This is a genomic window from Halomonas sp. GFAJ-1 (assembly GCF_000236625.2).
GTDB lineage: Bacteria > Pseudomonadota > Gammaproteobacteria > Pseudomonadales > Halomonadaceae > Vreelandella.
On sequence record NZ_AHBC01000034.1, the window covers coordinates 1 to 24,038 of the forward strand.

Here is a 24,038-nt window from a genome sequence, read left to right on the forward strand (position 1 = left end):
GGTGGCGTAACCAAGTGCTTCATAACGATAAAATGGAGCTTGGTACCCTGGTTCTTATGATAGACATAAAGCCTAAAAAGACGACCCTTTCAGCAGGGGTTGACTTCGACGCTAAAAATAAAATCGAAATCTCAACGCTTTCCGACACTTTTATATATCCGGTAAGATTGTTTTTTTTGGTAGGGCAGGCACATGACCATCGGTAACTTGATGCGTTTGTTAAGCGATGGCGAGGTTCATTCCGGTGAACAGCTAGGTGAGACGTTAGGCGTTTCACGAGCCGCCGTGTGGAAGCAGCTTAAGAAACTAGAAGCGCTCGGCGTAGAGTTGGTTGCCGTCAAAGGTCGAGGCTATCGGCTGGCCCATCCTTTAGAGCCCCTTGTGGGCGCGAGGATCGTAGAGCATCTGCCTTCCCAAGCACGCCATTTATTGGCGCGTCTGTTTGTGGAAGATCAGCTTGCTTCTAGTAATGAGTATCTGCGTGAGCGTTTTCTGCAAGGAGCTGGTCACCGAGAGGTGTGCTTGGTGGAACTGCAAACCGCAGGTCGTGGTCGCCGAGGGCGCGCTTGGTCAACGCCTTGGGGGCAAAGTTTAATGCTCTCAATTGGGTGGCGCTTTGAGTCCGGCGTCCACGCGCTGGAAGGTCTTAGCCTCGCAGTAGGCGTGGTAATTACCCAGGTGCTTGAACAGTATGGCGTTTCGCCAAAGCTGAAGTGGCCAAATGATATTCTGCTCGCCGAGCAAGGCGATGAGCTTGGTAAGCTGGCAGGGATTCTAATTGATGTGACGGGGGATGCTGTGGGGCCCTGCGAAGTTGTTATCGGCATCGGTATGAACCTGTCTCTGCCGGATAGCCTGCGCGCGACTATCGACCAGCCTGTTGCTGCTCTCTTTGACGCTAAGGCGGGTATTTCACGCAACCTGCTCGCTGCAGATGTGGTCGCGGGCATGCTTAGCATGTTGGCGGCGTTTGAGGGAGTAGGCTTTGGTCCGTGGCGTGATGAGTGGAACAAACGCCATGCCTATGCAGGAGAGCCTATTCGCGTCATCCAGGGTGAGCGTGTCAGCGATGCAATCGCCGGGGATGTGGATGAGAGTGGTAACCTATGGGTTACCGAAAATGACCACTCGCGTCGCCTATCGGGCGGTGAGATCAGTGTACGCAGGCGCCTATGATTTTGGATCTGGATATCGGCAACACGCTGTCAAAATGGCGGCTAAAAGATGCCGAGAGCAGCGAAATACGCTCGCGGGGGGCGGTCTGGACGCGAGACGAGTGGCGCCCTGGGGCAGACATTCCTGATTTAGACGTTGTAGAGGCCGTGCGCATTTCAAGCGTTGCCCGAACAGCAGTATTAGAGGATACCGTCACGCTGCTGCGTCGTCAGGTGCGCCATGTGCATGTGGCGCACTCTACGGCTGAAGCCTTAGGCGTAATTAATGGCTATGATGAACCCGGCCGTCTAGGGGTTGATCGCTGGATGGGAGCGCTAGCGGGCTACCAGTTGGCAGGCGGCTGCTGCGCGGTGGATTGCGGTAGCGCTATTACCATCGATTTTGTGCTGCCTGGTGGGGCGCACCTCGGCGGGTTTATCGTTCCTGGCCTACGTCTCATGAAAGAGAGCTTAAAGCTTGGCACCCAAAATGTGGCGATCGACCCTGAAAGCGAAGCCGATGCGCTGCTAGAGCCTGGGCGCCGCACCGTCGATGCGGTTAACCACGGTATCTATATGGCGGCGGTGAGTGCAATCAATCGCATTTACAGCGAAGTGTGTGATCAGCAGGGGGTTGCGCTGCCAATGATGCTCACTGGTGGTGATGCGCGAGTAATCTCGCGAGGCGTGCAGGTGCCCCATGCGGTATGGCCAGATATGGTGTACGGTGGTTTGGAGGCCAGTTTCCCGCTGACCTTTGCTGAGCGAGCCGGTAAAATGTCGGGTGCCCCGCGGGTACCTGAGCCAGTGTCGCTAGAAAAAATTCGCGCGGGCCTTGCATTCTCCATGTTGCTTTGACAGAATGCAGCGCGTTCCAAGGCGGAAGGCGCGTCCTAGATAGCGCAATAGCCAGCACGTTAAGTTATCGGCAAGCTATGATAAATAACGGGTTTGCAGGCTTGACATCGCGTTGGAGGCTGGCATAATGTGCCGCCACAGCTGGAGAGGTTCCCGAGTGGCCAAAGGGAGCAGACTGTAAATCTGCCGCGAAAGCTTCGAAGGTTCGAATCCTTCCCTCTCCACCAATTTTGTCGAGCAGCAATGATAGTGCGCTGCTTGAGAATGAAAAGCCGGTAAGCGGGCATTAGCTACTGTTTCTCGTGTAACGGGCTGTCATTCTAAAGGCGAGTTCGGCGGGCGTAGTTCAATGGTAGAACCTCAGCCTTCCAAGCTGATGGTGCGGGTTCGATTCCCGCCGCCCGCTCCAAGTTTTTTGTTTTGTATTTAGCTCATGTAGCTCAGGGGTAGAGCACACCCTTGGTAAGGGTGAGGTCGACGGTTCAATTCCGTCCATGAGCTCCATATTGCAGAAAAAGCGAGCAGAGCTCGCTTTTTTTGTCTTCGCCTCTGGTGTTTTGCGCCAAAGGTTAGGTGTAAGGGTTGTCAGGTGGAGTGTTCTCCGCTATTATGGCGCCCGCTGTTGCGTAGGCATTTGTCTGCGCAAATGACGATACAGGCCAGTAGCTCAATTGGCAGAGCAGCGGTCTCCAAAACCGCAGGTTGGGGGTTCGATTCCCTCCTGGCCTGCCAGCCTTCCCCAGGTTGGTATGTCTTTTCAAGAATTCCTTTGTCGCTCGCTGCACCCTTGGGAGTCTCGTTTTTATGAAGCCTAGTTCTTTAAAACATGGCGAAGAGGTGCAACAGTCGCGCCATGACGGGCTCAAATGGGCGGCGGTTGTAGCGCTGCTTGTCGTTGCAGTCGTTGGAAACACCTATTTCGCTGATGTTGGCCTTCTCTACCGCGTGCTGGGCGTGGTGGTTCTGTGTGCGATTGCAGGCTTGATCGCGCTGACCACAGCCAAAGGTCGCGATCTGGTAGAGCTTGCCGTAAGCGCTAAGAAAGAGATTCAGCGCGTTGTGTGGCCGACCCGCCCCGAAACTGTTCAGACCACGGCAATTGTGTTGGTCGCGGTGCTAGTGGTTGGGTTGATGCTGTGGTTGATCGATACTCTTCTTAGCTGGGCAATGTCCGGCGTCATTGGTTAGGAGTTTTCATGTCCAAACGTTGGTACGTCGTCCACGCCTATTCCGGCTTCGAGAAGCATGTCATGCGCTCGCTTATCGAGCGGGTGAAAATGTATGGCATGGAAGATCGCTTTGGTGAAATCTTAGTGCCGACGGAAGAAGTGGTTGAGGTTCGCGACGGTAAGCGCCGTAAGAGTGAGCGCAAGTTTTATCCCGGCTATGTTTTGGTCGAGATGGAAATGGCTGACGAAACTTGGCACCTTGTCAATGAAACGCCGCGTGTAATGGGCTTTATTGGCGGAACCAAAGAGAAGCCAGCTGCCATTACTACCCGTGAAGCAGATGCTATTCTGCGCCGGGTGAAAGACGGTACCGATAAGCCGCGGCCCAAAACAATGTTTGAGCCGGGTCAGTCCGTCCGCGTTGTTGATGGTCCGTTTGCCGACTTCAACGGCGTTGTTGAAGAAGTGAATTACGACAAGAGCCGCTTGCAGGTTAGTGTATTAATCTTCGGGCGTGCGACACCAGTGGAGCTTGAGTTCTCCCAGGTGGAAAAAGAGTAAAGCTTATAAAGTAACAGGGTGGTGCACATAGTGTGCCACCCTGGATTTATGTGAAGCAGCCAAGCGCTGCTTCGCGCGTACCGGGGAGCCGGAAGGCGCTATTACCCAACTGGAGTGTTTACCATGGCCAAGAAAGTACAGGCTTACATCAAGCTGCAGGTTGCTGCAGGTAAAGCCAATCCTAGTCCGCCCGTAGGCCCAGCACTGGGTCAGCACGGCGTGAACATCATGGAATTCTGTAAGGCGTTCAACGCTGCCACTCAAGAAATTGAGCCTGGCCTGCCGACGCCTGTCGTGATCACTGTCTACTCTGACCGTAGCTTCACGTTCGTTACCAAAACACCGCCTGCTGCCGTTCTGCTGAAAAAAGCGGCCGGCATCAAATCGGGTTCTGGTGAGCCGAACAAGAAGAAAGTAGGCACAGTGACTCGTGAGCAGCTTGAAGAGATCGCCAAAACCAAAGAGCCTGATATGACGGCTTCTGATCTCGATGCCGCGGTGCGCACCATCGCTGGCAGCGCTCGTAGCATGGGCCTAAACGTGGAGGGTCTTTGATCATGGCTAAACTATCTAAGCGCGCGAAGGTCATTCGCGAGAAAGTAGACCCGAACAAAGCTTACTCTCTTGAAGAAGCGGTTACGCTGCTCGCCGAGCTGTCTACCGTTAAATTCAAGGAGTCCCTGGATGTTGCGATCAACCTGGGTGTTGATCCGCGTAAATCTGACCAGGTAGTACGTGGCGCTACCGTTATGCCTAACGGTACTGGCAAAGACGTACGCGTAGCGGTCTTTACGCAAGGTGCTAACGCTGATGCTGCAAAAGAAGCAGGCGCTGACATCGTAGGTATGGAAGATCTGGCTGAGCAAGTTAAGAAAGGCGTGATGGACTTTGACGTGGTCATTGCTTCTCCTGATGCGATGCGCGTTGTGGGTCAGTTGGGTCAGATTCTTGGTCCGCGCGGCCTAATGCCGAACCCCAAGGTTGGCACCGTAACGCCTGATGTGGCGACTGCGGTCAAGAACGCCAAAGCCGGTCAGGTTCGCTTCCGTACCGATAAAAACGGCATTATCCACACGACGTTGGGTAAAGCTGATTTCGACGTAACCGCGGTACAGGGCAACCTGGAAGCGCTGGTTGCTGACCTGAAGAAGCTCAAGCCGAGCTCCTCTAAAGGTATTTACGTAAAGAAAGTTACCCTGTCCACTACGATGGGCCCGGGTTTAACCATCGACCACTCTGCGCTTGTATAAGCGGGTTGTCGGTAGGTTTTTAGTAAGAGCCGAGCAAGAACTTTGCGGTCCCCCGTTTAGGTTTAGGCCCAACGGGGCGCCGTCAAAGACCGCAGGTGCCGCGCAGTATTTGAGCGCGGCTTAATTGCCTTAACAGCGCCTGCGCAGATGGTGTGGCCGCCAGTTGGTTAACGCTTTTTAGCTAACCGCTTTCTGGTGAGCACCATCCCCTAAGGCTTTCAGGCTAGGTGGTTAATGGCTTGGAAGAGATGGTAACCACCGGAGCCTGTTGTGGGTTCCGGCACGAAGGAGTGATCACTGTGCCACTAGCACTTGAAGGCAAGAAAGCGATTGTTGCCGAGGTCAGTGAAGCGGCCAAAGGCGCACTCTCCGTCGTAGTTGCCGATTCTCGCGGCGTAACGGTCGGTAAAATGACCGATCTGCGTAAGCAAGCGCGTGAGAATGGCGTCCAGATTCGTGTTGTTCGTAACACGCTGGCACGCCGCGCCCTCGAAGGTACTCAGTGGGAGTGCCTGAATGAGAGCTTTGTTGGTCCTACTCTGCTGGCTTTCTCTACTGAGCACCCGGGCGCTGCCGCTCGTCTGTTCAAAGAGTTCGCAAAGCAAGATCAGAACTTCGAAGTGAAGGCGTTGGCCTACGAAGGTGAGCTGATTCCGGCTGCTGACATCGACCGTCTGGCAACCCTACCGACTTACGACGAAGCAATTGCCAAGTTGATGTCGGTAATGAAAGAAGCTTCCGCTGGCAAGCTGGTTCGTACCCTGGCCGCCCTGCGCGACCAGAAGCAAGAAGAAGCCGCATAAGCAGGCCTTTTTGTCCGCAGCGTAATAATGCTGCTCGAATCATGCAATGAACCCTGAGTGCTCGTTATACCGAGCCTCCCGCAAAGTTAGGAATGAGACAATGGCACTGACCAAAGACGATATCATCAATGCTGTAGCCGACATGTCCGTAATGGAAGTTGTCGAGCTGATCGAAGCGATGGAAGAGAAGTTCGGCGTATCTGCTGCGGCCGCTGTTATGGCTGGCCCGGCTGCTGCTGGCGAAGCTGCTGAGGAGCAAACCGAGTTTGACCTGGTTCTGACCTCTGCTGGTGACAAGAAAGTTAACGTCATCAAAGCGGTTCGTGAAATCACTGGTCTTGGCCTGAAAGAAGCCAAGGGTGCCGTTGACGGCGCACCAGCGACGATCAAAGAAGCAATGTCTAAAGAAGATGCTGAAGCAGCTAAAACCAAGCTGGAAGAAGCAGGCGCAAGCGTCGAGCTCAAGTAATTCTTGTGCTGATGGCTTTACGCGCTGCGTAAGCTTCCACGGCTGGCGGCGGGATATCCCGCTGTCGGCCTTTTTCTGTTGTAATGTATTGTTCACGCAGTGCAGGACGAGCAGGAAAGCTGCGAAATAGCAGTAAACACAGTAAGACCGTTGTTGTGAAGCGTAAGTTGTGAAGCGCGAGTGATGGTAAACGTAAGCGATAGCGAAGCGTGAACAGCACTACTGTAACACTGTTATCTATCAAGATTTTTGACGGCGAGCTACCGATTTAGGAGCTTGCTGTCTGCGTCTGAAACGCCCGCGGGGCAGATGACCACGCATCGGTCACCCATGGTGAACAAGCTGGGGAATACAGATGGCTTACTCATATACTGAGAAAAAACGCATCCGCAAGGATTTCGGCAAACTGCCCCAAGTGATGGATGTGCCTTACTTGCTGGCCATCCAGCTTGATTCCTACTACGACTTTCTCCAGCAGGATCGTTCTCCTGACGAGCGTCACGAAATCGGCCTGCACGCGGCGTTTAAGTCCGTGTTCCCGATTGAAAGTTTCTCCGGCAATGCGGCGCTGGAATATGTCAGCTACCGCTTTGGCACGCCGGCGTTCGATGTGAAGGAGTGTCAGCTGCGTGGCGTGACGTATTCCGCCCCGCTGCGCGTCAAGGTTCGCTTGATCATCTATGATCGCGACTCGTCGAACAAGGCAATCAAGGATATTAAAGAGCAGGAAGTCTACATGGGGGAAATCCCCCTGATGACCGAGAACGGTACCTTTGTCATCAATGGTACTGAGCGGGTTATCGTTTCCCAGCTCCACCGTTCGCCCGGTGTGTTCTTCGATCACGATAAAGGTAAGAGCCACTCGTCGGGCAAGTTACTCTATTCAGCCCGGGTAATTCCTTACCGTGGTTCCTGGCTAGACTTCGAGTTCGACCCCAAGGACAACGTCTTTGTACGTATTGACCGTCGCCGCAAACTGCCGGCGTCGGTACTCATGCGTGCCCTGGGAATGAGCACCGAAGAGATTCTTAACGAATTCTTTGAAACAAGCGTCTTCCATATCGAGAAAACCGGCTTTTTTGTAGAGCTGGTGCCCTCGCGCCTGCGCGGTGAAACCGCCACCTTTGATATCAAAGATGGCAGCGGCGAGACGATTGTTGAAGAGGGGCGTCGGATTACCCAGAAGCACATTCGCCAGCTTGAAAAAGCCGGTCTTGAGCGTCTGGAAGTGCCGATGGAGTATCTGTTCGGTAAGACGCTGGCAAAAGATCAGATCGATACCAAAACTGGCGAGCTGATCTGCCCCTGCAATACGGAAATTACGCCTGAAGTCCTTGAGCGCATGGCTCAGGGCGGCATCACGGATATTGAAACGCTCTACACCAATGACCTTGACTGCGGTTCATTTATTTCCGACACCTTGAAGCTGGATTCTACGAACTCCGCGCTTGAAGCTTTGGTGGAAATTTACCGCATGATGCGACCCGGCGAGCCGCCTACCAAAGAGGCTGCTGAGACGCTGTTTAACAACCTGTTCTTCAGCGAAGACCGCTACGACTTGTCGGGCGTTGGCCGTATGAAGTTCAACCGTCGTCTGCGTCGTGATACTGATACAGGCTCTGGTGTACTGGATCGCAAAGACATCCTGGATGTGTTGCGCGAGCTGATCAATATCCGTAATGGCTTCGGCGATGTTGACGATATCGACCACCTGGGTAACCGCCGTATTCGCTGTGTTGGCGAAATGGCTGAGAACCAGTTCCGCGTCGGTCTAGTGCGCGTTGAGCGTGCGGTGAAAGAGCGTCTTTCCATGGCGGAAAGCGAAGGCCTGATGCCTCAAGACTTGATCAACGCCAAGCCCGTAGCGGCGGCGGTGAAAGAGTTCTTTGGTTCAAGCCAGCTCTCTCAGTTTATGGATCAAAACAACCCGCTCTCTGAGGTTACCCACAAGCGCCGTGTCTCTGCACTCGGCCCGGGTGGTTTGACCCGCGAGCGTGCTGGTTTCGAGGTGCGCGACGTACACGCTACGCACTACGGCCGTCTGTGTCCGATCGAAACGCCGGAAGGCCCAAACATCGGCCTGATCAACTCTTTGGCGACGTACAGCCATACCAACAGCTACGGCTTCCTCGAAACGCCTTACCGTAAGGTGAACGCTGGCCAGGTGACCGACGATATCGTCCACCTGTCGGCGATCGAGGAAGGTGACTTCGTTATTGCCCAGGCGTCGGCAGCTGTTGATGAATCTAACAAGCTGAGCGATGACTTGGTTCAGGTGCGTCACCGTGGTGAAACCACGTTTATGCGGCCTGAGCAGGTCACCTTGATGGACGTGTCTCCGCGCCAGGTTGTCTCAGTAGCGGCCGCATTGATTCCGTTCCTTGAGCACGATGATGCTAACCGCGCCTTGATGGGTGCGAACATGCAGCGTCAGGCGGTTCCCACCTTGCGTGCTGATAAGCCGCTAGTAGGTACCGGGATGGAGCGTTTCGTCGCCCGCGACTCCGGCGTTTGTGCCGTAGCCACCCGTGGCGGTGTAATCGACTCGGTTGATGCGCGTCGTGTTGTTGTACGGGTTCACGAAGATGAAATCATTGGCGGTGAAGCCGGTGTTGATATCTACAACCTGACCAAATACACCCGTTCAAACCAGAACACCTGTATGAACCAGCGCCCCATCGTGCGCCCTGGTGATAGCGTGGCCCGTGGCGATATTCTTGCCGATGGTCCGTCTGTGGATATGGGCGATCTGGCGCTTGGTCAGAACATGCGCATCGCCTTTATGCCCTGGAACGGCTACAACTTCGAGGACTCCATCCTGCTGTCTGAGCGGGTGGTACAGGAAGACCGTTTCACCACGATTCACATCCAGGAACTGACCTGTGTGTCGCGTGACACCAAGTTAGGGCCAGAAGAGATCACTGCGGATATTCCCAACGTAGGTGAATCGGCGCTGGGCAAGCTGGATGAGGCAGGCGTTGTCTATATTGGTGCTGAAGTTGGCCCCGGCGACATTCTGGTCGGTAAAGTAACGCCTAAGGGTGAAACCCAGCTAACGCCGGAAGAGAAGCTGCTACGCGCTATCTTCGGTGAGAAGGCGTCTGACGTTAAAGACACCTCGCTGCGTGCCCCGACAGGCATGAAAGGCACGGTCATCGACGTTCAGGTGTTTACCCGTGACGGCGTTGAGAAAGACTCTCGTGCGCTTGCTATCGAACAGATGCAGCTGGACGAAGTGCGTAAGGATCTCCAGGAGACCTACCGTATTGCCGAAGAAGCTACCTTTGAGCGTCTAAAGCGTACCCTGGAAGGCCAAGCCGTTAACGGCGGCCCGAACCTTAAGAAAGGTGACGTACTTGACGAGGCTTACCTCGACGAGCTGCCGCGTCAGCAGTGGTTCAAGCTGCGTATGCAGGATGAAGCCTATAACGAGCTGTTGGCTCAGGCCGACGAGCAGCTAGAAAATCGCCGTAAAGAAATGGACGAGCGCTTTGAAGATAAGAAGCGCAAGCTAACCCAGGGCGACGATCTTGCGCCGGGCGTGCTGAAAATCGTTAAGGTTTACATGGCGGTTAAGCGTCGCATCCAGCCCGGCGATAAAATGGCAGGTCGTCACGGTAACAAAGGTGTTATCTCGGCGATTATGCCCATTGAAGATATGCCGTTCGACGAGAAGGGCGAGCCGGTCGATGTGGTACTAAACCCGCTGGGTGTACCATCGCGGATGAACGTGGGTCAGATCCTGGAAACCCACCTAGGTATGGCAGCCCGCGGTCTGGGCATGAAAATTGAAGCGATGCTGCGCGATGCCCGTGGCCAGCAAGTAGCTGAAATTCGCGACTTCCTGGGCCAGATCTACAATACGCCTGGTAGCCGCTCCGAAGATCTTGATTCGCTGAGCGATGAAGAAGTGATCGCGCTGGCGAAGAACCTTAAGGGCGGTGTGCCGATGGCAACGCCGGTGTTTGATGGTGCTAAAGAACATGAAATCAAACACCTGCTGAAGCTTGCGGACATTCCTGAGTCAGGCCAAATGGCGCTGTATGATGGGCGTACCGGCGATGCGTTTGATCGCCCAGTCACCGTTGGCTACATGTACATGCTGAAGCTTAACCACTTGGTAGACGACAAAATGCACGCCCGTTCTACCGGCTCTTACTCGCTGGTTACCCAGCAACCCTTGGGTGGTAAGGCGCAGTTCGGTGGTCAGCGCTTTGGTGAGATGGAAGTGTGGGCGCTGGAAGCTTACGGTGCCGCGTATACGCTGCAAGAGATGCTCACCGTCAAGTCGGATGACGTCGAAGGTCGCACCAAGATGTATAAAAACATCGTGGATGGCGACCACACCATGCAGGCAGGCATGCCGGAATCCTTCAACGTACTCGTGAAGGAAATCCGCTCGCTGGGCATCGATATCGAGTTAGAGAGCTAGGAGCCGTTCCATGAAAGATTTGGTGAAAGTACTCAAATCGCAATCTCAGTCCGAAGAGTTTGACGCGATCAAGATTACCCTGGCGTCGCCGGACATGATTCGCTCCTGGTCTTTCGGCGAGGTGAAGAAGCCCGAGACCATCAACTACCGTACCTTTAAACCGGAACGGGATGGCCTTTTCTGCGCCAAGATCTTTGGCCCAGTGAAAGACTATGAGTGTTTGTGCGGCAAATATAAGCGCATGAAGCACCGCGGTATTATCTGTGAGAAGTGTGGCGTTGAAGTCACTAAAGCCGCCGTGCGCCGTGAGCGCATGGGGCACATTGAGCTGGCATCGCCGGTCGCTCACATCTGGTTTCTGAAGTCACTGCCGTCGCGTATCGGCATGTTCCTCGATATGACCCTGCGTGATATCGAGCGCGTGCTCTACTTCGAAAGCTTTGTGGTTATTGATCCAGGCATGACCACGCTGGAGCGTGGTCAGCTGCTGAACGATGAGCAGTACTTCGAGGCGCTGGAAGAGTTCGGCGATGACTTCGACGCCCGCATGGGTGCTGAAGCCGTTCAAGAACTGCTCAAAGACATTGATCTGGAAGAAGAGATTAATCATCTGCGTGAAGAGATTCCGCAGACTAACTCCGAAACCAAAATCAAGAAGCTCTCTAAGCGTTTGAAGCTGCTTGAAGCGTTCTACCACTCCGGCAATGCGCCAGCGTGGATGGTCATGGAAGTGCTGCCTGTGCTGCCGCCGGATCTTCGTCCGCTGGTACCGCTGGACGGCGGCCGCTTCGCGACCTCTGATCTGAACGACCTTTACCGTCGTGTGATCAACCGTAACAACCGTCTGAAGCGTCTGCTTGATCTGAATGCGCCGGATATTATCGTGCGCAACGAGAAGCGCATGCTTCAAGAAGCGGTGGATGCGCTGCTGGACAACGGTCGTCGCGGCCGTGCGATCACGGGCTCTAACAAGCGCCCGCTGAAATCGCTCGCCGACATGATCAAAGGTAAGCAGGGTCGTTTCCGTCAGAACTTGTTGGGTAAGCGCGTAGACTACTCAGGCCGTTCGGTTATTACCGTAGGCCCGACGCTGCGTCTGCACCAGTGTGGTCTGCCGAAGAAAATGGCTCTGGAGCTGTTCAAGCCGTTTATCTACTCCAAGCTGCAGTCGCTGGGCCATGCGTCCACGATTAAAGCCGCGAAGAAGATGGTCGAGCGCGAACTGCCGGAGGTGTGGGACATCCTCGCTGACGTTATCCGCGAACACCCGGTACTGCTTAACCGTGCGCCGACGCTGCACCGTTTGGGCATCCAGGCGTTTGAGCCGCTGTTGATCGAAGGTAAGGCGATCCAGCTGCACCCGCTGGTATGTGCCGCTTACAACGCCGACTTCGACGGTGACCAGATGGCGGTACACGTACCGCTGACCCTGGAAGCCCAGCTTGAAGCGCGTGCGCTGATGATGGCCACCAACAACGTGCTGTCGCCTGCTAACGGCGAGCCGATCATTGTGCCGTCTCAAGACGTTGTTCTGGGTCTTTACTACATGACCCGCGAAAAGATCAACGCCAAAGGCGAAGGCATGGTGTTCTCTGACCTCAATGAGGTAGAGCGCGCGTTTGGTACGCAATCTGTATCGCTGCACGCTCGCGTCAAAGTGCGTCTGGACGAAATTGATATCGAAGAAGAAACCGGTGCGCGCAGCTTCCATCGCCGTATTTACGACACCACGGTAGGTCGTGCGCTGCTGTTCCGCATTTTGCCGGAAGGTGTGCCGTTTGCGCTGATCGATCAGCCGATGAAGAAGAAGGCGATCTCCAGCCTGATCAACGAGGTTTATCGTCGCGCCGGCCTGAAGCCGACCGTTATCTTCGCTGATCAGTTGATGTATACCGGCTTCCGTTTAGCAACGTGGTCGGGTGCCTCTATCGGTGTTAACGATTTCGTTATTCCCGAGGCGAAAACTGAGATTGTTGATGCTGCAGAAGCGGAAGTTAAAGAGATCGAAGACCAGTTCTCTTCTGGCCTAGTAACGGCGGGTGAGAAGTACAACAAGGTTATCGATATCTGGTCCAAGGCTAACGATAAAGTCGCCAAAGCGATGATGGTGGGTATCTCTAAAGAGACCGTCATCGATCGTGAAGGCAACGAAGTTGAGCAAGACTCGTTCAACAGCGTCTTTATCATGGCTGACTCAGGTGCTCGTGGCTCTGCTGCCCAGATCCGCCAGTTGGCAGGTATGCGTGGTCTGATGGCTAAGCCGGATGGTTCGATCATCGAAACGCCGATCGTCGCTAACTTCCGTGAAGGTCTGAACGTACTTCAGTACTTTATCTCAACTCACGGTGCACGTAAGGGTCTTGCGGATACGGCCCTGAAAACGGCCAACTCCGGTTACTTGACCCGTCGTCTGGTGGACGTAGCCCAGGATCTGGTCATCACCGAGACCGACTGTGGTACCGAAAGAGGCTTGACGCTGCACCCGATTATCGAGGGTGGCGATATCATCGTGCCGCTGTCTCAGCGCGTACTGGGCCGTGTGGTAGCTATCGACGTTGTGGACCCCCGCAATGATGATATTTTGATTCCGCGCGGCACACTGCTGGATGAGAAGTGGTGCGCTGAACTTGACACCATGGGTGTCGACGAGATTATCGTTCGCTCGACCATCACCTGTGAAACCGCCCATGGCGTGTGCTCCTCCTGTTATGGACGTGATCTGGCCCGTGGTCATCAGGTGAATATCGGTGAGTCGGTCGGTGTTATCGCTGCCCAGTCCATCGGTGAGCCAGGTACCCAGCTGACCATGCGTACGTTCCACATTGGTGGTGCGGCGTCGCGCTCTTCAGCTGTTGACAGCGTTCAAGTTAAGCACGGCGGTAAGGTGCGTCTGCACAACATCAAGCACGTTGAGCGTGCCGACGGTAAGCTGGTGGTGGTTTCTCGCTCCAGCGCCCTGGCCGTTGCCGACGACCACGGTCGTGAGCGTGAGTATTACAAACTGCCCTACGGCGCTGAGCTTTCCGTACGTGATGGTGAAGTCGTTGATGCCGGCGCTGTCGTCGCAAAATGGGACCCGCATACTCACCCGGTTATCGCCGAAGTAGAGGGTAAAGCGCAGTTCATTGATCTTGACGAAGGTGTCACCATGCACCGTACCGTCGATGAGATGACCGGTCTTTCGTCTATCGAAGTTATCGAGTCGGCAGCACGTCCGATGGCGGGTCGCGATAAGCGCCCAATGGTAATGCTGCAGGACGCGTCGGGCGAGTATGTAGCCGTGTCCGGGTCCAATACGCCAGTACAGTACCTGTTGCCGGGTAACTCGATTATCTCTGTCGACGATGGTGCGACCATCGGCGTTGGTGAAGTGGTCGCGCGTATTCCGGTAGAGGCGTCGGCGAACAAAGATATTACCGGTGGTCTGCCACGGGTTGCTGACTTGTTTGAGGCGCGTAAGCCGAAAGAGTCCTCGATCCTGGCCGAAATCAGCGGTGTAGTAAGCTTTGGTAAAGAGACCAAGGGCAAGCGTCGTTTGACGATTACCCCGGAGTCTGGCGACCCGTTTGAAGCGCTAATTCCGAAGTGGCGCCAAATTGCCGTCTTCGAGGGCGAGGCTGTTGAGAAGGGTGAGGTCATCTCTGATGGTCCAAGTAACCCTCACGACATTCTGCGTCTACTCGGCGTCGCGGAGCTTGCGAAGTACATTACGGCCGAAGTACAGGACGTCTACCGTCTGCAAGGTGTAGGCATCAACGATAAGCACATCGAAGTGATTGTGCGTCAGATGCTGCGTAAGGTAGAGATCACCGACTCCGGCGACTCTGACTTCATCACGGGCGATCAGGCAGAGCTGGTTCGTGTGCTGGAGCAGAACGAACGTCTTGAAAAAGAGAAGAAATTCCCAGCCAAGTATCAACGTATGCTGCTGGGTATTACCAAGGCCAGCTTGGCCACTGAATCGTTCATTTCCGCGGCATCGTTCCAGGAAACGACCCGCGTACTGACCGAGGCAGCGGTAACCGGCAAGCGCGATTACTTGCGTGGCCTGAAAGAAAACGTGGTAGTTGGACGTCTGATTCCGGCAGGTACCGGTCTGACTCACCACGCCGAGCGTCGTCGCAAGCGCGAAGACGTTGAGCGTTTGTTCAACCCCTCGGCGACCGAGGTAGAGCAAGAGCTTGGTGCTCAGTTGACCGCTCTTGATTCAGACGACGAGCTGTAAGTAGCGGTAGTAACAACGAGCAAAAACGAGACTCTGGCCCTTAATGACGCCATCTTGTCGGTTAAACCGCCGGCAAGACTTGACGTCACCTAGGGTCAGCTATTAGAATGCGCAGCCTTTAACAGTGGGGTGGGTGCGCCCGCATCCGCTGCCAGTACTTGTTAAAAGGCTACTTGTTGAAAAGCAGGGCAACCATTGGAGTCAGCTAAACACCATGGCAACGATTAATCAGCTAGTGCGCAAGCCGCGCAAGCGCCCCGTCACTAAGAGTGACGTGCCTGCGCTTCAAGCGTGCCCGCAAAAGCGCGGCGTTTGTACGCGCGTTTACACCACCACCCCGAAGAAGCCGAACTCGGCCCTGCGTAAGGTTTGCCGTGTGCGCCTTACCAACGGTTTTGAAGTTTCGTCTTATATTGGTGGTGAAGGTCACAACCTTCAGGAGCACTCTGTTGTTCTGATTCGCGGCGGCCGTGTAAAGGATTTGCCAGGTGTGCGTTATCACACCGTTCGTGGCGCCCTTGACACCTCCGGTGTTCAGAACCGTAAGCAGGGTCGTTCTAAGTACGGTACCAAGCGTCCGAAGTCCTAAGGCGTCTTAGTTCGTAGCGCACCTGTGCGTTTGTGTTGTTACCTTTTATACGAATATGACGGTCTGATAAGAGTAAGGTCGGGCAGCGCTTTTAAACGTTTGAGTTCCGGGTTTACCTGAAGGATCCTTAATTGAGGGCTTATCATGCCTAGAAGAAGAGTTGTAGCTAAACGCGAAATCCTGCCGGATCCCAAGTTCGGAAGTGAGCGTCTGGCGAAGTTCATGAACCACCTGATGGTCAGCGGCAAGAAGTCCATAGCTGAGCGCATCGTTTATGGTGCGTTGGACAAGGTTGCCGAGCGTAGTAATGAAGAGCCGCTGGAAATCTTCGACAAGGCGCTGGAAACTATCCAGCCGATGGTCGAAGTAAAGTCGCGCCGTGTTGGTGGTGCGACCTATCAGGTGCCGGTCGAAGTTCGTCCTTCGCGTCGCCAAGCCCTAGCAATGCGCTGGTTGGTGGACGCTGCGCGTCGCCGCGGTGAGAAAACGATGGTTCAGCGCCTGGCAGGTGAAATGCTGGATGCCGCTGAAGGCAAAGGCTCGGCTGTTAAGAAGCGTGAAGATGTGCACCGTATGGCAGAAGCCAACAAGGCCTTCTCTCACTATCGTTTCTAAACTCGGCGTTTCTGAGTTTGTGTTTGATTTTGCTGGTTGTGCTGCGCTAAAGAGTTTTTTCGCCATGCTGCAACACACTGCCGCTATCTTTATAGGTGGCGGCGGTGGGATACGCAAAATGAACACTGCTGAATTAACGAGCATTGCCAACTAACGGGAGCTTCACCGTGGCACGCAAAACACCGCTTAATCGCTATCGCAACTTGGGTATTGTTGCCCACGTTGATGCAGGTAAGACAACCACGACAGAACGTGTTTTGTTTTACACTGGCGTAAACCACAAGCTGGGCGAAACCCATGAAGGTGCTTCGACTACTGACTGGATGGAGCAAGAGCAGGAGCGTGGTATTACTATCACCTCGGCTGCTGTTACTACCTTCTGGAAAGGTATGAATCACCAGTTTGATGAGCACCGCATTAATATCATCGACACTCCGGGGCACGTTGACTTCACTATCGAAGTTGAGCGTTCTTTGCGTGTTCTTGATGGTGCTGTTGTTGTACTGTGCGGCTCTTCCGGCGTTCAGCCGCAGACCGAAACAGTATGGCGCCAGGCCAATAAGTATGAAGTCCCGCGTATGGTTTTCGTCAATAAGATGGACCGTACCGGTGCAGACTTCTTCATGGTTGTTGACCAGTTGAAGGAGCGCTTAGGTGCTAACGCTGTGCCAATCCAGATTAACTGGGGTACAGAGGAAGACTTTAAAGGTGTTATCGATCTGATCGAGATGAAGGCTATCCTCTGGAGTGAGGAAGACTTAGGCACCTCGTATGAGCTTGTCGATATTCCTGCTGAGCTACAAGAAACTGCTGAAAAATATCGCGAGCAAATGGTCGAAGCCGCAGCTGAAGGCTCTGATGAATTGATGGATAAGTACCTCGAAGGTGGGGAACTGACCATTGAGGAAATTAAGGCGGGACTTCGTGCGCGCACATTAGCTAGCGAGATCGTGCTGGTGACCTGTGGTTCTGCCTTTAAGAACAAGGGTGTTCAGGCGGTTCTGGATGCAGTGGTTGAATACCTGCCTTCGCCGACGGAAGTTAAAGCGATTGAGGGTGAGCTGGACGACAAAGACGGTACGGTTGCAACGCGTGAGGCAGACGACAGTGCTCCGTTTGCGGCGCTGGCGTTTAAAATCGCCACCGATCCCTTTGTTGGTACCCTGACGTTCATCCGCGTTTACTCGGGTGTTCTGAAATCTGGTGACGGTGTATATAACTCCGTTAAGCAGAAGAAAGAGCGCGTTGGCCGTATCGTTCAGATGCACGCCAACTCTCGTGAAGAGATCAAAGAAGTACTGGCGGGCGACATTGCGGCCTGTATCGGTCTGAAGGACGTCACCACCGGTGACACTCTGTGCGATATTGACGACAAAATCGTCCTTGAGCGTATGGAGTTCCCGGATCCGGTAATCTCGGTTGCCGTTGAGCCGAAGTCCAAGGCGGATCAGGAAAAGATGGGTGTTGCACTGGGCAAGCTCGCCCAGGAAGATCCTTCCTTCCAGGTGAAGACTGACGAAGAGACCGGCCAGACGATTATTTCTGGTATGGGTGAGCTGCACCTGGATATTCTTGTCGACCGTATGCGTCGCGAGTTTAAGGTTGAGGCCAATATCGGTAAGCCGCAGGTTGCTTACCGCGAAACCATCCGTGGCAGTATTGAGCAAGAAGGCAAGTTTGTGCGCCAGTCAGGTGGTCGTGGGCAGTACGGTCACGTGCATCTGCGCATTGAGCCGCTTGCTGCTGAAGAGAAGGGCGAAGGCGATGAAGAAATCTTCTTCAAGTTCGTCAACGAAATTGTTGGTGGTGTGGTTCCCAAGGAATACATCCCAGCAGTAGAAAAAGGTGCCTACGAACAGCTGAAGAACGGTGTCATCGCCGGTTACCCGATGATCGACGTTAAAGTCACGCTGTACGATGGCTCTTACCATGACGTGGACTCTAACGAGACTGCGTTTAAGATTGCTTCTTCCATGGCGGTTAAAGAAGGTGCCAGGAAGGCCAAGGCCGTGCTGCTGGAACCGGTGATGAAGGTCGAGGTCGTGACCCCCGAAGATTTCATGGGTGACGTCATGGGTGACCTGAACCGTCGTCGCGGTCTGGTGCAGGGCATGGATGACTCCAGCTCCGGAAAAGTCATCCGCGCAACGGTGCCGCTGGGTGAGATGTTCGGTTACGCAACCGATCTGCGCTCTCAGACCCAGGGCCGTGCGAGCTACTCTATGGAGTTCGCGAAGTACGACGAGGCGCCCTCCAGCGTCGTAGAAGCCGTCATCAACCAAAACGGTTAACCGTTAGCTAACGTAAAGAGGTTATAGCAGTGGCTAAGGAAAAATTTGAACGTTCCAAACCGCACGTCAACGTCGGCACCATCGGTCACGTCGACCACGGTAAAACGACTCTGACAGCGGCTCTGACTCGTGTGTCTGCTGAGGTTTTCGGCGGCGACTGGCGTGAGTTTGATACCATCGATAACGCTCCTGAAGAGCGCGAGCGCGGTATCACCATCGCTACGTCTCACGTTGAGTATCAGTCTGAAGAGCGCCACTACGCGCACGTTGACTGCCCAGGACACGCTGACTACGTCAAGAACATGATCACCGGTGCTGCGCAGATGGATGGCGCAATCCTGGTATGTTCTGCTGCTGACGGCCCGATGCCGCAGACGCGTGAGCACATCCTGCTGTCTCGTCAGGTTGGCGTTCCGTATATCGTTGTGTTCCTGAATAAAGCGGACATGGTCGATGACGAAGAGCTGCTTGAGCTGGTTGAGATGGAAGTTCGCGAACTCCTCGACGAGTACGACTTCCCGGGCGATGACACGCCGATCATCACTGGTTCTGCGCTGATGGCTCTGAACGGTGAAGATGAGAACGGCATGGGTACTACTGCTGTTGCGAATCTGATCAAAGCTCTGGATGAGTACATTCCTGAGCCGGAGCGTGCTATCGACCAGCCGTTCCTGATGCCGATCGAAGACGTGTTCTCTATCTCTGGCCGCGGTACTGTTGTTACCGGTCGTGTAGAGCGCGGTATCGTAAAAGCGGGCGAAGAAGTGGAAATCGTGGGTATCCGCGACACCACTAAGACCATCGTTACCGGTGTTGAAATGTTCCGTAAGCTGCTCGACGAAGGTCGTGCAGGTGAGAACGTTGGCGCCCTGCTGCGTGGTACTAAGCGTGATGACGTCGAGCGTGGTCAGGTACTGGCTAAGCCGGGCACCATCAACCCGCACACCACGTTCGAAGCAGAAGTTTACGTACTGTCCAAAGAAGAAGGTGGTCGTCACACGCCTTTCTTCAAGGGCTACCGTCCCCAGTTCTACTTCCGTACCACAGACGTAACCGGTACCTGTGAACTGCCGGAAGGCGTTGAAATGGTTATGCCGGGCGACAACGTTAAGATGGTTGTTACCCTGATTGCTCCGATCGCTATGGACGACGGTCTGCGCTTCGCAATTCGCGAAGGTGGTCGTACCGTTGGTGCTGGCGTTGTGGCTAAGATCGTTAAGTAAGCTGCTTACTTGACTGATCAAGGGGGCTCTTGTGAGCCCCCTTTTCTGCGCACCAATAGCAAATGTTTGACATGGGCTGTTGGCGTGCCTATAATGCGCATCCTTTGAATGCGTGGGTAGACGGCTCGCGCCGTCGACATCCATTGGAGTTTAGGGCAAATGCAGAACCAAAAGATTCGCATTCGGTTGAAAGCGTTCGACCATCGCCTGATCGATCAGTCCACAGCGGAGATCGTTGAAACCGCTAAGCGTACTGGTGCTCAGGTTCGTGGGCCGATCCCGCTGCCGACCAACCGCGAGCGCTATACCATCCTGATTTCACCGCACGTTAACAAAGATGCGCGTGATCAGTATGAGATTCGTACTCACAAGCGTGTGCTCGACATTGTTGAGCCGACTGAGAAAACTGTTGATGCGCTGATGAAGCTCGATCTCGCCGCTGGCGTAGACGTGCAAATCAAGCTCGACTAATTACACTAGTCACTTGCGGCCCAGCGCTTACTAATTTTTAGGGTAAGCAGCAGCCGCCGCGCCGTGAGGCGCCACACAATGTGCTAGTGGAATGCTCTGGAAAGGGCAGCCATAGCGGGTGATAGCCCCGTACACTATAGGAGACTGAGTATGACTATCGGTTTAGTCGGTAAAAAGGCCGGGATGACCCGTGTCTTTACCGAAGATGGCGCTTCCGTGCCCGTGACCGTTATTGAAGTTGACCCTAACCGTGTAACGCGCGTTAAGACCCTTGAGTCTGACGGTTATGCAGCGGTTCAGGTGACTACAGGTTCTCGTAAAGCCAAGCACCTCACCAAAGCGCAAGCTGGACAGTTTGCCAAGGCGGGTGTTGAGGCTGGTCGTTCACTGATGGAATTTCGTCTTGCAGAAGGCGAAGAAGCTCCAGAGGTGGGTGGCTCTCTCACCGTATCCCTCTTCGAAGCTGGTCAAATGATCGACGTGACTGGCACCTCTAAGGGTAAAGGCTTCCAGGGTGCTGTTAAGCGCTGGAACTTCCGTACCCAAGACAACACGCATGGTAACTCCCTGTCGCACCGCGCGCCGGGTTCTATCGGCATGTGTCAGACCCCGGGTCGTGTTTTTAAAGGCAAAAAAATGGCCGGTCAAATGGGTAATGCCCGTTGCACCGTGCAGAGCCTTGAGATCGTCCGTGTCGACGCCGAGCGTAACCTGCTGCTGATCAAAGGTGCTGTTCCGGGCGCGACCGGTAGCGATGTTATCGTTCGCAGCGCCGTGAAAGCTGGCTGAAGGGGATAATTACCAATGAATCTGAATCTTGCTGCAGGCACGGGTACCGTTGAAGTAGCCGACGCCACTTTTGGCAAAGAATTCAACGAAGCGCTGGTTCACCAGGTGGTAACCGCCTATTTGGCTGGTGGCCGTCAAGGTACTCGCGCTCAAAAGAACCGTTCCGACGTGCGTGGTGGTGGTAAGAAGCCATGGCGTCAGAAGGGCACCGGCCGTGCACGTGCCGGTACCATCCGCTCTCCGCTATGGCGCAGCGGCGGCGTAACTTTCGCGGCGCGTCCTCAGGATCACTCGCAGAAGGTTAACCGCAAAATGTACCGCGCGGCGATGCGTTCGATCCTGTCTGAACTGGTACGTCAAGAGCGTCTTATCGCGATTGAAGAGTTCAGCGTAGAAGCGCCGAAGACCAAGCAGGTAGCTGCCAAGCTGAAAGAGCTCAACCTTGAGAAAGTGTTGATCGTCACTGAAGACATGGACGAAAAGCTCTATCTGGCCGCACGCAACCTTCCCCATGTTGACGTGGTGGATGTCGCTGCAGCTGATCCGGTGAGCCTGGTTGCCTTTGATAAGGTCCTGGTTACCGTCTCCGCCCTGCGTAAATTCGAGGAGAAGCTGGCATGAACCAGGAACGCGTATTCAAGGTTCTGCTCGGACCGCACGTGACCGAAAAGGCCGCGATGGCAGCAGAGCGCAACCAGTACGTTTTCAAGGTGGCAAGCGATGCTACCAAGCCCGAGATCAAGAAGGCCGTTGAAGCACTTTTCGGCAAGAAGGTCGGTGGCGTTCAAGTATTGAACGTCAAGGGTAAAACTAAGCGTACTGCTCACGGCGTTGGCCTGCGTAAGGGTTACCGCAAAGCGTATGTGACCCTGGCTGCGGGTGAAACGCTCGAAGACTTCTCTGGCGCCGAATAAGGGCAGGAGTACGGATAATGGCAATCGTCAAGACCAAACCCACATCCGCCGGTCGTCGCCACGTCGTTAAGATCGTTGGTGAGGAACTGTTCAAAGGCCGTGCGTATGCACCGCTTTTGGAAAAACAGTCCAAGTCCGGTGGCCGTAATAATAACGGTCGCATCACTACCCGCCACGTGGGCGGTGGTCACCGTCATCACTATCGGTTGATCGACTTCAAACGCACCAAAGATGGCATTCCGGCCACTGTTGAGCGTCTGGAGCACGACCCGAACCGCAGTGCGCACATTGCACTGCTTAAGTACGCTGATGGCGAGCGTCGTTACATCATTGCACCGAAAGGTGTCAGCGCGGGTGACGTGCTGGAATCTGGTGTTAATGCGCCCATCAAGAAAGGCAATGCTTTGCCACTGCGCAACATCCCGCTTGGTTCTACCGTTCACGGCATCGAACTGAAGCCGGGTAAAGGCGCGCAGATTGCTCGCAGTGCCGGTACTAGCGCCCAGTTGGTCGCTCGTGAAGGTAATTACGCTACCTTGCGTCTTCGCTCTGGCGAAATGCGTAAAGTGTTAGCGGAATGCCGCGCGACTCTGGGTGAGGTGAGCAACTCTGAGCACAGCCTGCGTCAACTTGGCAAGGCCGGTGCGAAGCGCTGGAGAGGCGTGCGTCCGACTGTTCGCGGTGTCGCGATGAACCCAGTCGATCACCCGCACGGTGGTGGCGAAGGCCGCACCAGTGGTGGTCGTCACCCGGTATCCCCATGGGGCGTGCCGACTAAGGGTCACAAGACGCGTAAGAACAAGCGCACCGACAAGCTGATCATCCGTCGTCGTAATAAGACGCGTTGATCTAAATTGCCAAGACATTAAGAGGTAACGGCTGTGCCACGTTCACTAAAGAAAGGTCCCTTCATTGACCTTCATCTTTTGAAGAAGGTAGAGGCTGCAGTGGAGAAGAACGATCGCAAACCGATCAAGACTTGGTCGCGTCGTTCGATGATCCTGCCAAACATGGTAGGCCTCACAATCGCTGTCCATAACGGTCGCCAACACGTCCCGGTGCATGTCTCCGAGGAAATGGTTGGTCACAAGCTGGGCGAATTCGCTGCTACTCGCACTTATCGCGGGCATGCGGCGGACAAAAAAGCCAAACGGTAAGCCAGAGAGGATTGAGAGATGGAAGTCACAGCTAAGCTGCGTGGCGCTCGTTTATCCGCCCAGAAGGCCCGTTTGGTGGCTGACCAGGTGCGCGGTAAACCGGTAGCCGAGGCGCTCGACCTGCTGACCTTCTCACCGAAGAAGGCTGCTCAATTGGTCAAGAAAGTGCTGCAGTCCGCCATTGCAAACGCGGAAGAAAATAACGGCATGGATATCGACGAGCTGCGTGTCTCGACCATCTGCGTCGATGAGGGCATGACGCTTAAGCGTATCAAGCCGCGTGCCAAAGGGCGTGCGGATCGTATCTTGAAGCGCACCTGCCACATCACCGTCAAGGTAGCCGAGAAGTAGGAGTCGACCAGATGGGTCAGAAAGTCAATCCAACAGGCATTCGACTGGGCATCGTCAAAGACCATGCTTCTGTCTGGTATGCCGAGCGCGGCGCATATGCCGATAAGCTCAATAATGATCTCGAAGTGCGCAGCTTCCTGGAAGAGCGTTTAAAAAACGCTTCCTTAAGCCGCATTCACATCGAGCGTCCGGCTAACAATGCCCGCATCACCATTCACACTGCCCGTCCGGGTATCGTGATTGGCAAAAAAGGTGAAGATGTCGACCGTTTACGTCGCGATCTCACCGAGATGATGGGTGTTCCGGTTCATGTGAACATCGAAGAAGTTCGCAAGCCGGAGCTGGATGCCAAGCTAGTCGCTGCTAACGTAGCGGGTCAGCTTGAGCGTCGCGTCATGTTCCGTCGTGCTATGAAGCGCGCGGTACAGAACGCAATGCGTCTTGGCGCTGGCGGCATCAAGATTCAGCTGTCAGGTCGTCTTGGTGGCGCTGAAATCGCACGTACCGAATGGTACCGCGAAGGTCGCGTTCCGTTGCACACGCTGCGTGCGGATATCGACTACGCCACTTACGAAGCTCACACCACCTACGGCGTTATCGGCGTCAAAGTGTGGATCTTCAAGGGCGAAATCCTCGGTGGTATCGAGGAAGTACGTGCCAAGGCTAAGCAACAGCAGCCTGCCGGCAACGCGCCCAAGAAGAAAGGTTCCAGGTAAG

23 protein-coding genes and 4 tRNA genes are annotated in these 24,038 nt (G+C 54.6%); all 27 read left to right on the forward strand.

The window, feature by feature from the left end:
* On the forward strand, positions 1-206 hold a 206-nt coding region (locus tag MOY_RS17550), incomplete at its 5' end, for a hypothetical protein (protein ID WP_009098953.1).
* Entirely contained in the window at positions 193-1,176 is a 984-nt protein-coding gene (locus tag MOY_RS09220; RefSeq protein ID WP_009098955.1) for a biotin--[acetyl-CoA-carboxylase] ligase, read from the forward strand. The genes MOY_RS17550 and MOY_RS09220, both read left to right, overlap by 14 nt.
* Positions 1,173-2,012: a type III pantothenate kinase gene (locus MOY_RS09225; protein WP_009098957.1), complete on the forward strand. Its 840-nt coding sequence runs from the start codon at positions 1,173-1,175 to the stop codon at positions 2,010-2,012. Before MOY_RS09220 ends, MOY_RS09225 begins: the two co-directional genes overlap by 4 nt.
* 143 nt (positions 2,013-2,155) lie before the next feature.
* Positions 2,156-2,239: transfer RNA gene (locus tag MOY_RS09230), tRNA-Tyr, on the forward strand.
* 108 nt (positions 2,240-2,347) lie between these two features.
* Positions 2,348-2,421 (forward strand) — tRNA-Gly (locus MOY_RS09235).
* Between the two features lie 20 nt (positions 2,422-2,441).
* A tRNA-Thr gene (locus MOY_RS09240) sits at positions 2,442-2,516 on the forward strand.
* Between the two features lie 152 nt (positions 2,517-2,668).
* Positions 2,669-2,744, forward strand: a tRNA-Trp gene (locus tag MOY_RS09245).
* Between the two features lie 72 nt (positions 2,745-2,816).
* On the forward strand, positions 2,817-3,200 hold the full coding sequence (gene secE / locus MOY_RS09250; protein WP_009098958.1) for a preprotein translocase subunit SecE: 384 nt from the start codon (positions 2,817-2,819) through the stop codon (positions 3,198-3,200).
* A gap of 8 nt (positions 3,201-3,208) precedes the next feature.
* Positions 3,209-3,742, forward strand: a complete 534-nt coding sequence (gene nusG, locus MOY_RS09255; protein ID WP_009098960.1) for a transcription termination/antitermination protein NusG — start codon at positions 3,209-3,211, stop codon at positions 3,740-3,742.
* A 123-nt stretch (positions 3,743-3,865) separates the two neighbouring features.
* Positions 3,866-4,297 carry a 50S ribosomal protein L11 gene (gene rplK, locus MOY_RS09260; protein WP_009098963.1) on the forward strand — a complete coding sequence of 144 codons (432 nt, stop codon included), beginning with the start codon at positions 3,866-3,868 and terminating at the stop codon, positions 4,295-4,297.
* 2 nt (positions 4,298-4,299) lie between these two features.
* Positions 4,300-4,992, forward strand: coding sequence for a 50S ribosomal protein L1 (gene rplA, locus MOY_RS09265; protein ID WP_009098964.1), 693 nt, complete (start codon positions 4,300-4,302; stop codon positions 4,990-4,992).
* Positions 4,993-5,291: 299 nt separating this feature from the next.
* The gene (rplJ, locus tag MOY_RS09270) at positions 5,292-5,795 is read left to right on the forward strand and encodes a 50S ribosomal protein L10 (RefSeq protein WP_009098966.1); all 504 of its coding nucleotides are present in this window, start codon (positions 5,292-5,294) and stop codon (positions 5,793-5,795) included.
* 100 nt (positions 5,796-5,895) lie between these two features.
* A complete protein-coding gene (rplL, locus tag MOY_RS09275) occupies positions 5,896-6,264 on the forward strand; it encodes a 50S ribosomal protein L7/L12 (RefSeq protein WP_009098968.1) in 369 nt (122 codons plus the stop codon).
* A gap of 355 nt (positions 6,265-6,619) precedes the next feature.
* Positions 6,620-10,696 (forward strand): DNA-directed RNA polymerase subunit beta, encoded by a 4,077-nt coding sequence (gene rpoB, locus MOY_RS09280; RefSeq protein WP_009098969.1) that lies wholly within the window; start codon positions 6,620-6,622, stop codon positions 10,694-10,696.
* Positions 10,697-10,706: 10 nt separating this feature from the next.
* On the forward strand, positions 10,707-14,921 hold the full coding sequence (gene rpoC / locus MOY_RS09285; protein WP_009098971.1) for a DNA-directed RNA polymerase subunit beta': 4,215 nt from the start codon (positions 10,707-10,709) through the stop codon (positions 14,919-14,921).
* 214 nt (positions 14,922-15,135) lie between these two features.
* Complete coding sequence (rpsL, locus tag MOY_RS09290; RefSeq protein WP_009098973.1) at positions 15,136-15,510, forward strand: 30S ribosomal protein S12; 375 nt, start codon at positions 15,136-15,138, stop codon at positions 15,508-15,510.
* A gap of 144 nt (positions 15,511-15,654) precedes the next feature.
* Entirely contained in the window at positions 15,655-16,125 is a 471-nt protein-coding gene (rpsG, locus tag MOY_RS09295) for a 30S ribosomal protein S7 (RefSeq protein ID WP_009098975.1), read from the forward strand.
* Between the two features lie 167 nt (positions 16,126-16,292).
* Positions 16,293-18,416: an elongation factor G gene (gene fusA, locus MOY_RS09300; RefSeq protein ID WP_009098979.1), complete on the forward strand. Its 2,124-nt coding sequence runs from the start codon at positions 16,293-16,295 to the stop codon at positions 18,414-18,416.
* 29 nt (positions 18,417-18,445) lie between these two features.
* A complete protein-coding gene (gene tuf, locus MOY_RS09305) occupies positions 18,446-19,639 on the forward strand; it encodes an elongation factor Tu (RefSeq protein ID WP_009098981.1) in 1,194 nt (397 codons plus the stop codon).
* A 159-nt stretch (positions 19,640-19,798) separates the two neighbouring features.
* On the forward strand, positions 19,799-20,110 hold the full coding sequence (rpsJ, locus tag MOY_RS09310) for a 30S ribosomal protein S10 (RefSeq protein ID WP_009098983.1): 312 nt from the start codon (positions 19,799-19,801) through the stop codon (positions 20,108-20,110).
* 150 nt (positions 20,111-20,260) lie between these two features.
* Positions 20,261-20,899: a 50S ribosomal protein L3 gene (gene rplC / locus MOY_RS09315; protein WP_009098985.1), complete on the forward strand. Its 639-nt coding sequence runs from the start codon at positions 20,261-20,263 to the stop codon at positions 20,897-20,899.
* 15 nt (positions 20,900-20,914) lie between these two features.
* On the forward strand, positions 20,915-21,520 hold the full coding sequence (rplD, locus tag MOY_RS09320) for a 50S ribosomal protein L4 (protein ID WP_009098987.1): 606 nt from the start codon (positions 20,915-20,917) through the stop codon (positions 21,518-21,520).
* Entirely contained in the window at positions 21,517-21,813 is a 297-nt protein-coding gene (gene rplW, locus MOY_RS09325; protein ID WP_009098989.1) for a 50S ribosomal protein L23, read from the forward strand. The genes rplD and rplW overlap by 4 nt, the downstream gene beginning before the upstream one ends.
* Before the next feature lie 17 nt (positions 21,814-21,830).
* The gene (rplB, locus tag MOY_RS09330; RefSeq protein ID WP_009098991.1) at positions 21,831-22,661 is read left to right on the forward strand and encodes a 50S ribosomal protein L2; all 831 of its coding nucleotides are present in this window, start codon (positions 21,831-21,833) and stop codon (positions 22,659-22,661) included.
* A gap of 33 nt (positions 22,662-22,694) precedes the next feature.
* Positions 22,695-22,970 carry a 30S ribosomal protein S19 gene (rpsS, locus tag MOY_RS09335; RefSeq protein WP_009098993.1) on the forward strand — a complete coding sequence of 92 codons (276 nt, stop codon included), beginning with the start codon at positions 22,695-22,697 and terminating at the stop codon, positions 22,968-22,970.
* A gap of 18 nt (positions 22,971-22,988) precedes the next feature.
* A complete protein-coding gene (gene rplV / locus MOY_RS09340) occupies positions 22,989-23,321 on the forward strand; it encodes a 50S ribosomal protein L22 (RefSeq protein ID WP_009098995.1) in 333 nt (110 codons plus the stop codon).
* An 11-nt stretch (positions 23,322-23,332) separates the two neighbouring features.
* Positions 23,333-24,037, forward strand: coding sequence for a 30S ribosomal protein S3 (rpsC, locus tag MOY_RS09345; protein ID WP_009098997.1), 705 nt, complete (start codon positions 23,333-23,335; stop codon positions 24,035-24,037).
* The last annotated feature ends 1 nt before the right edge of the window (position 24,038 follow it).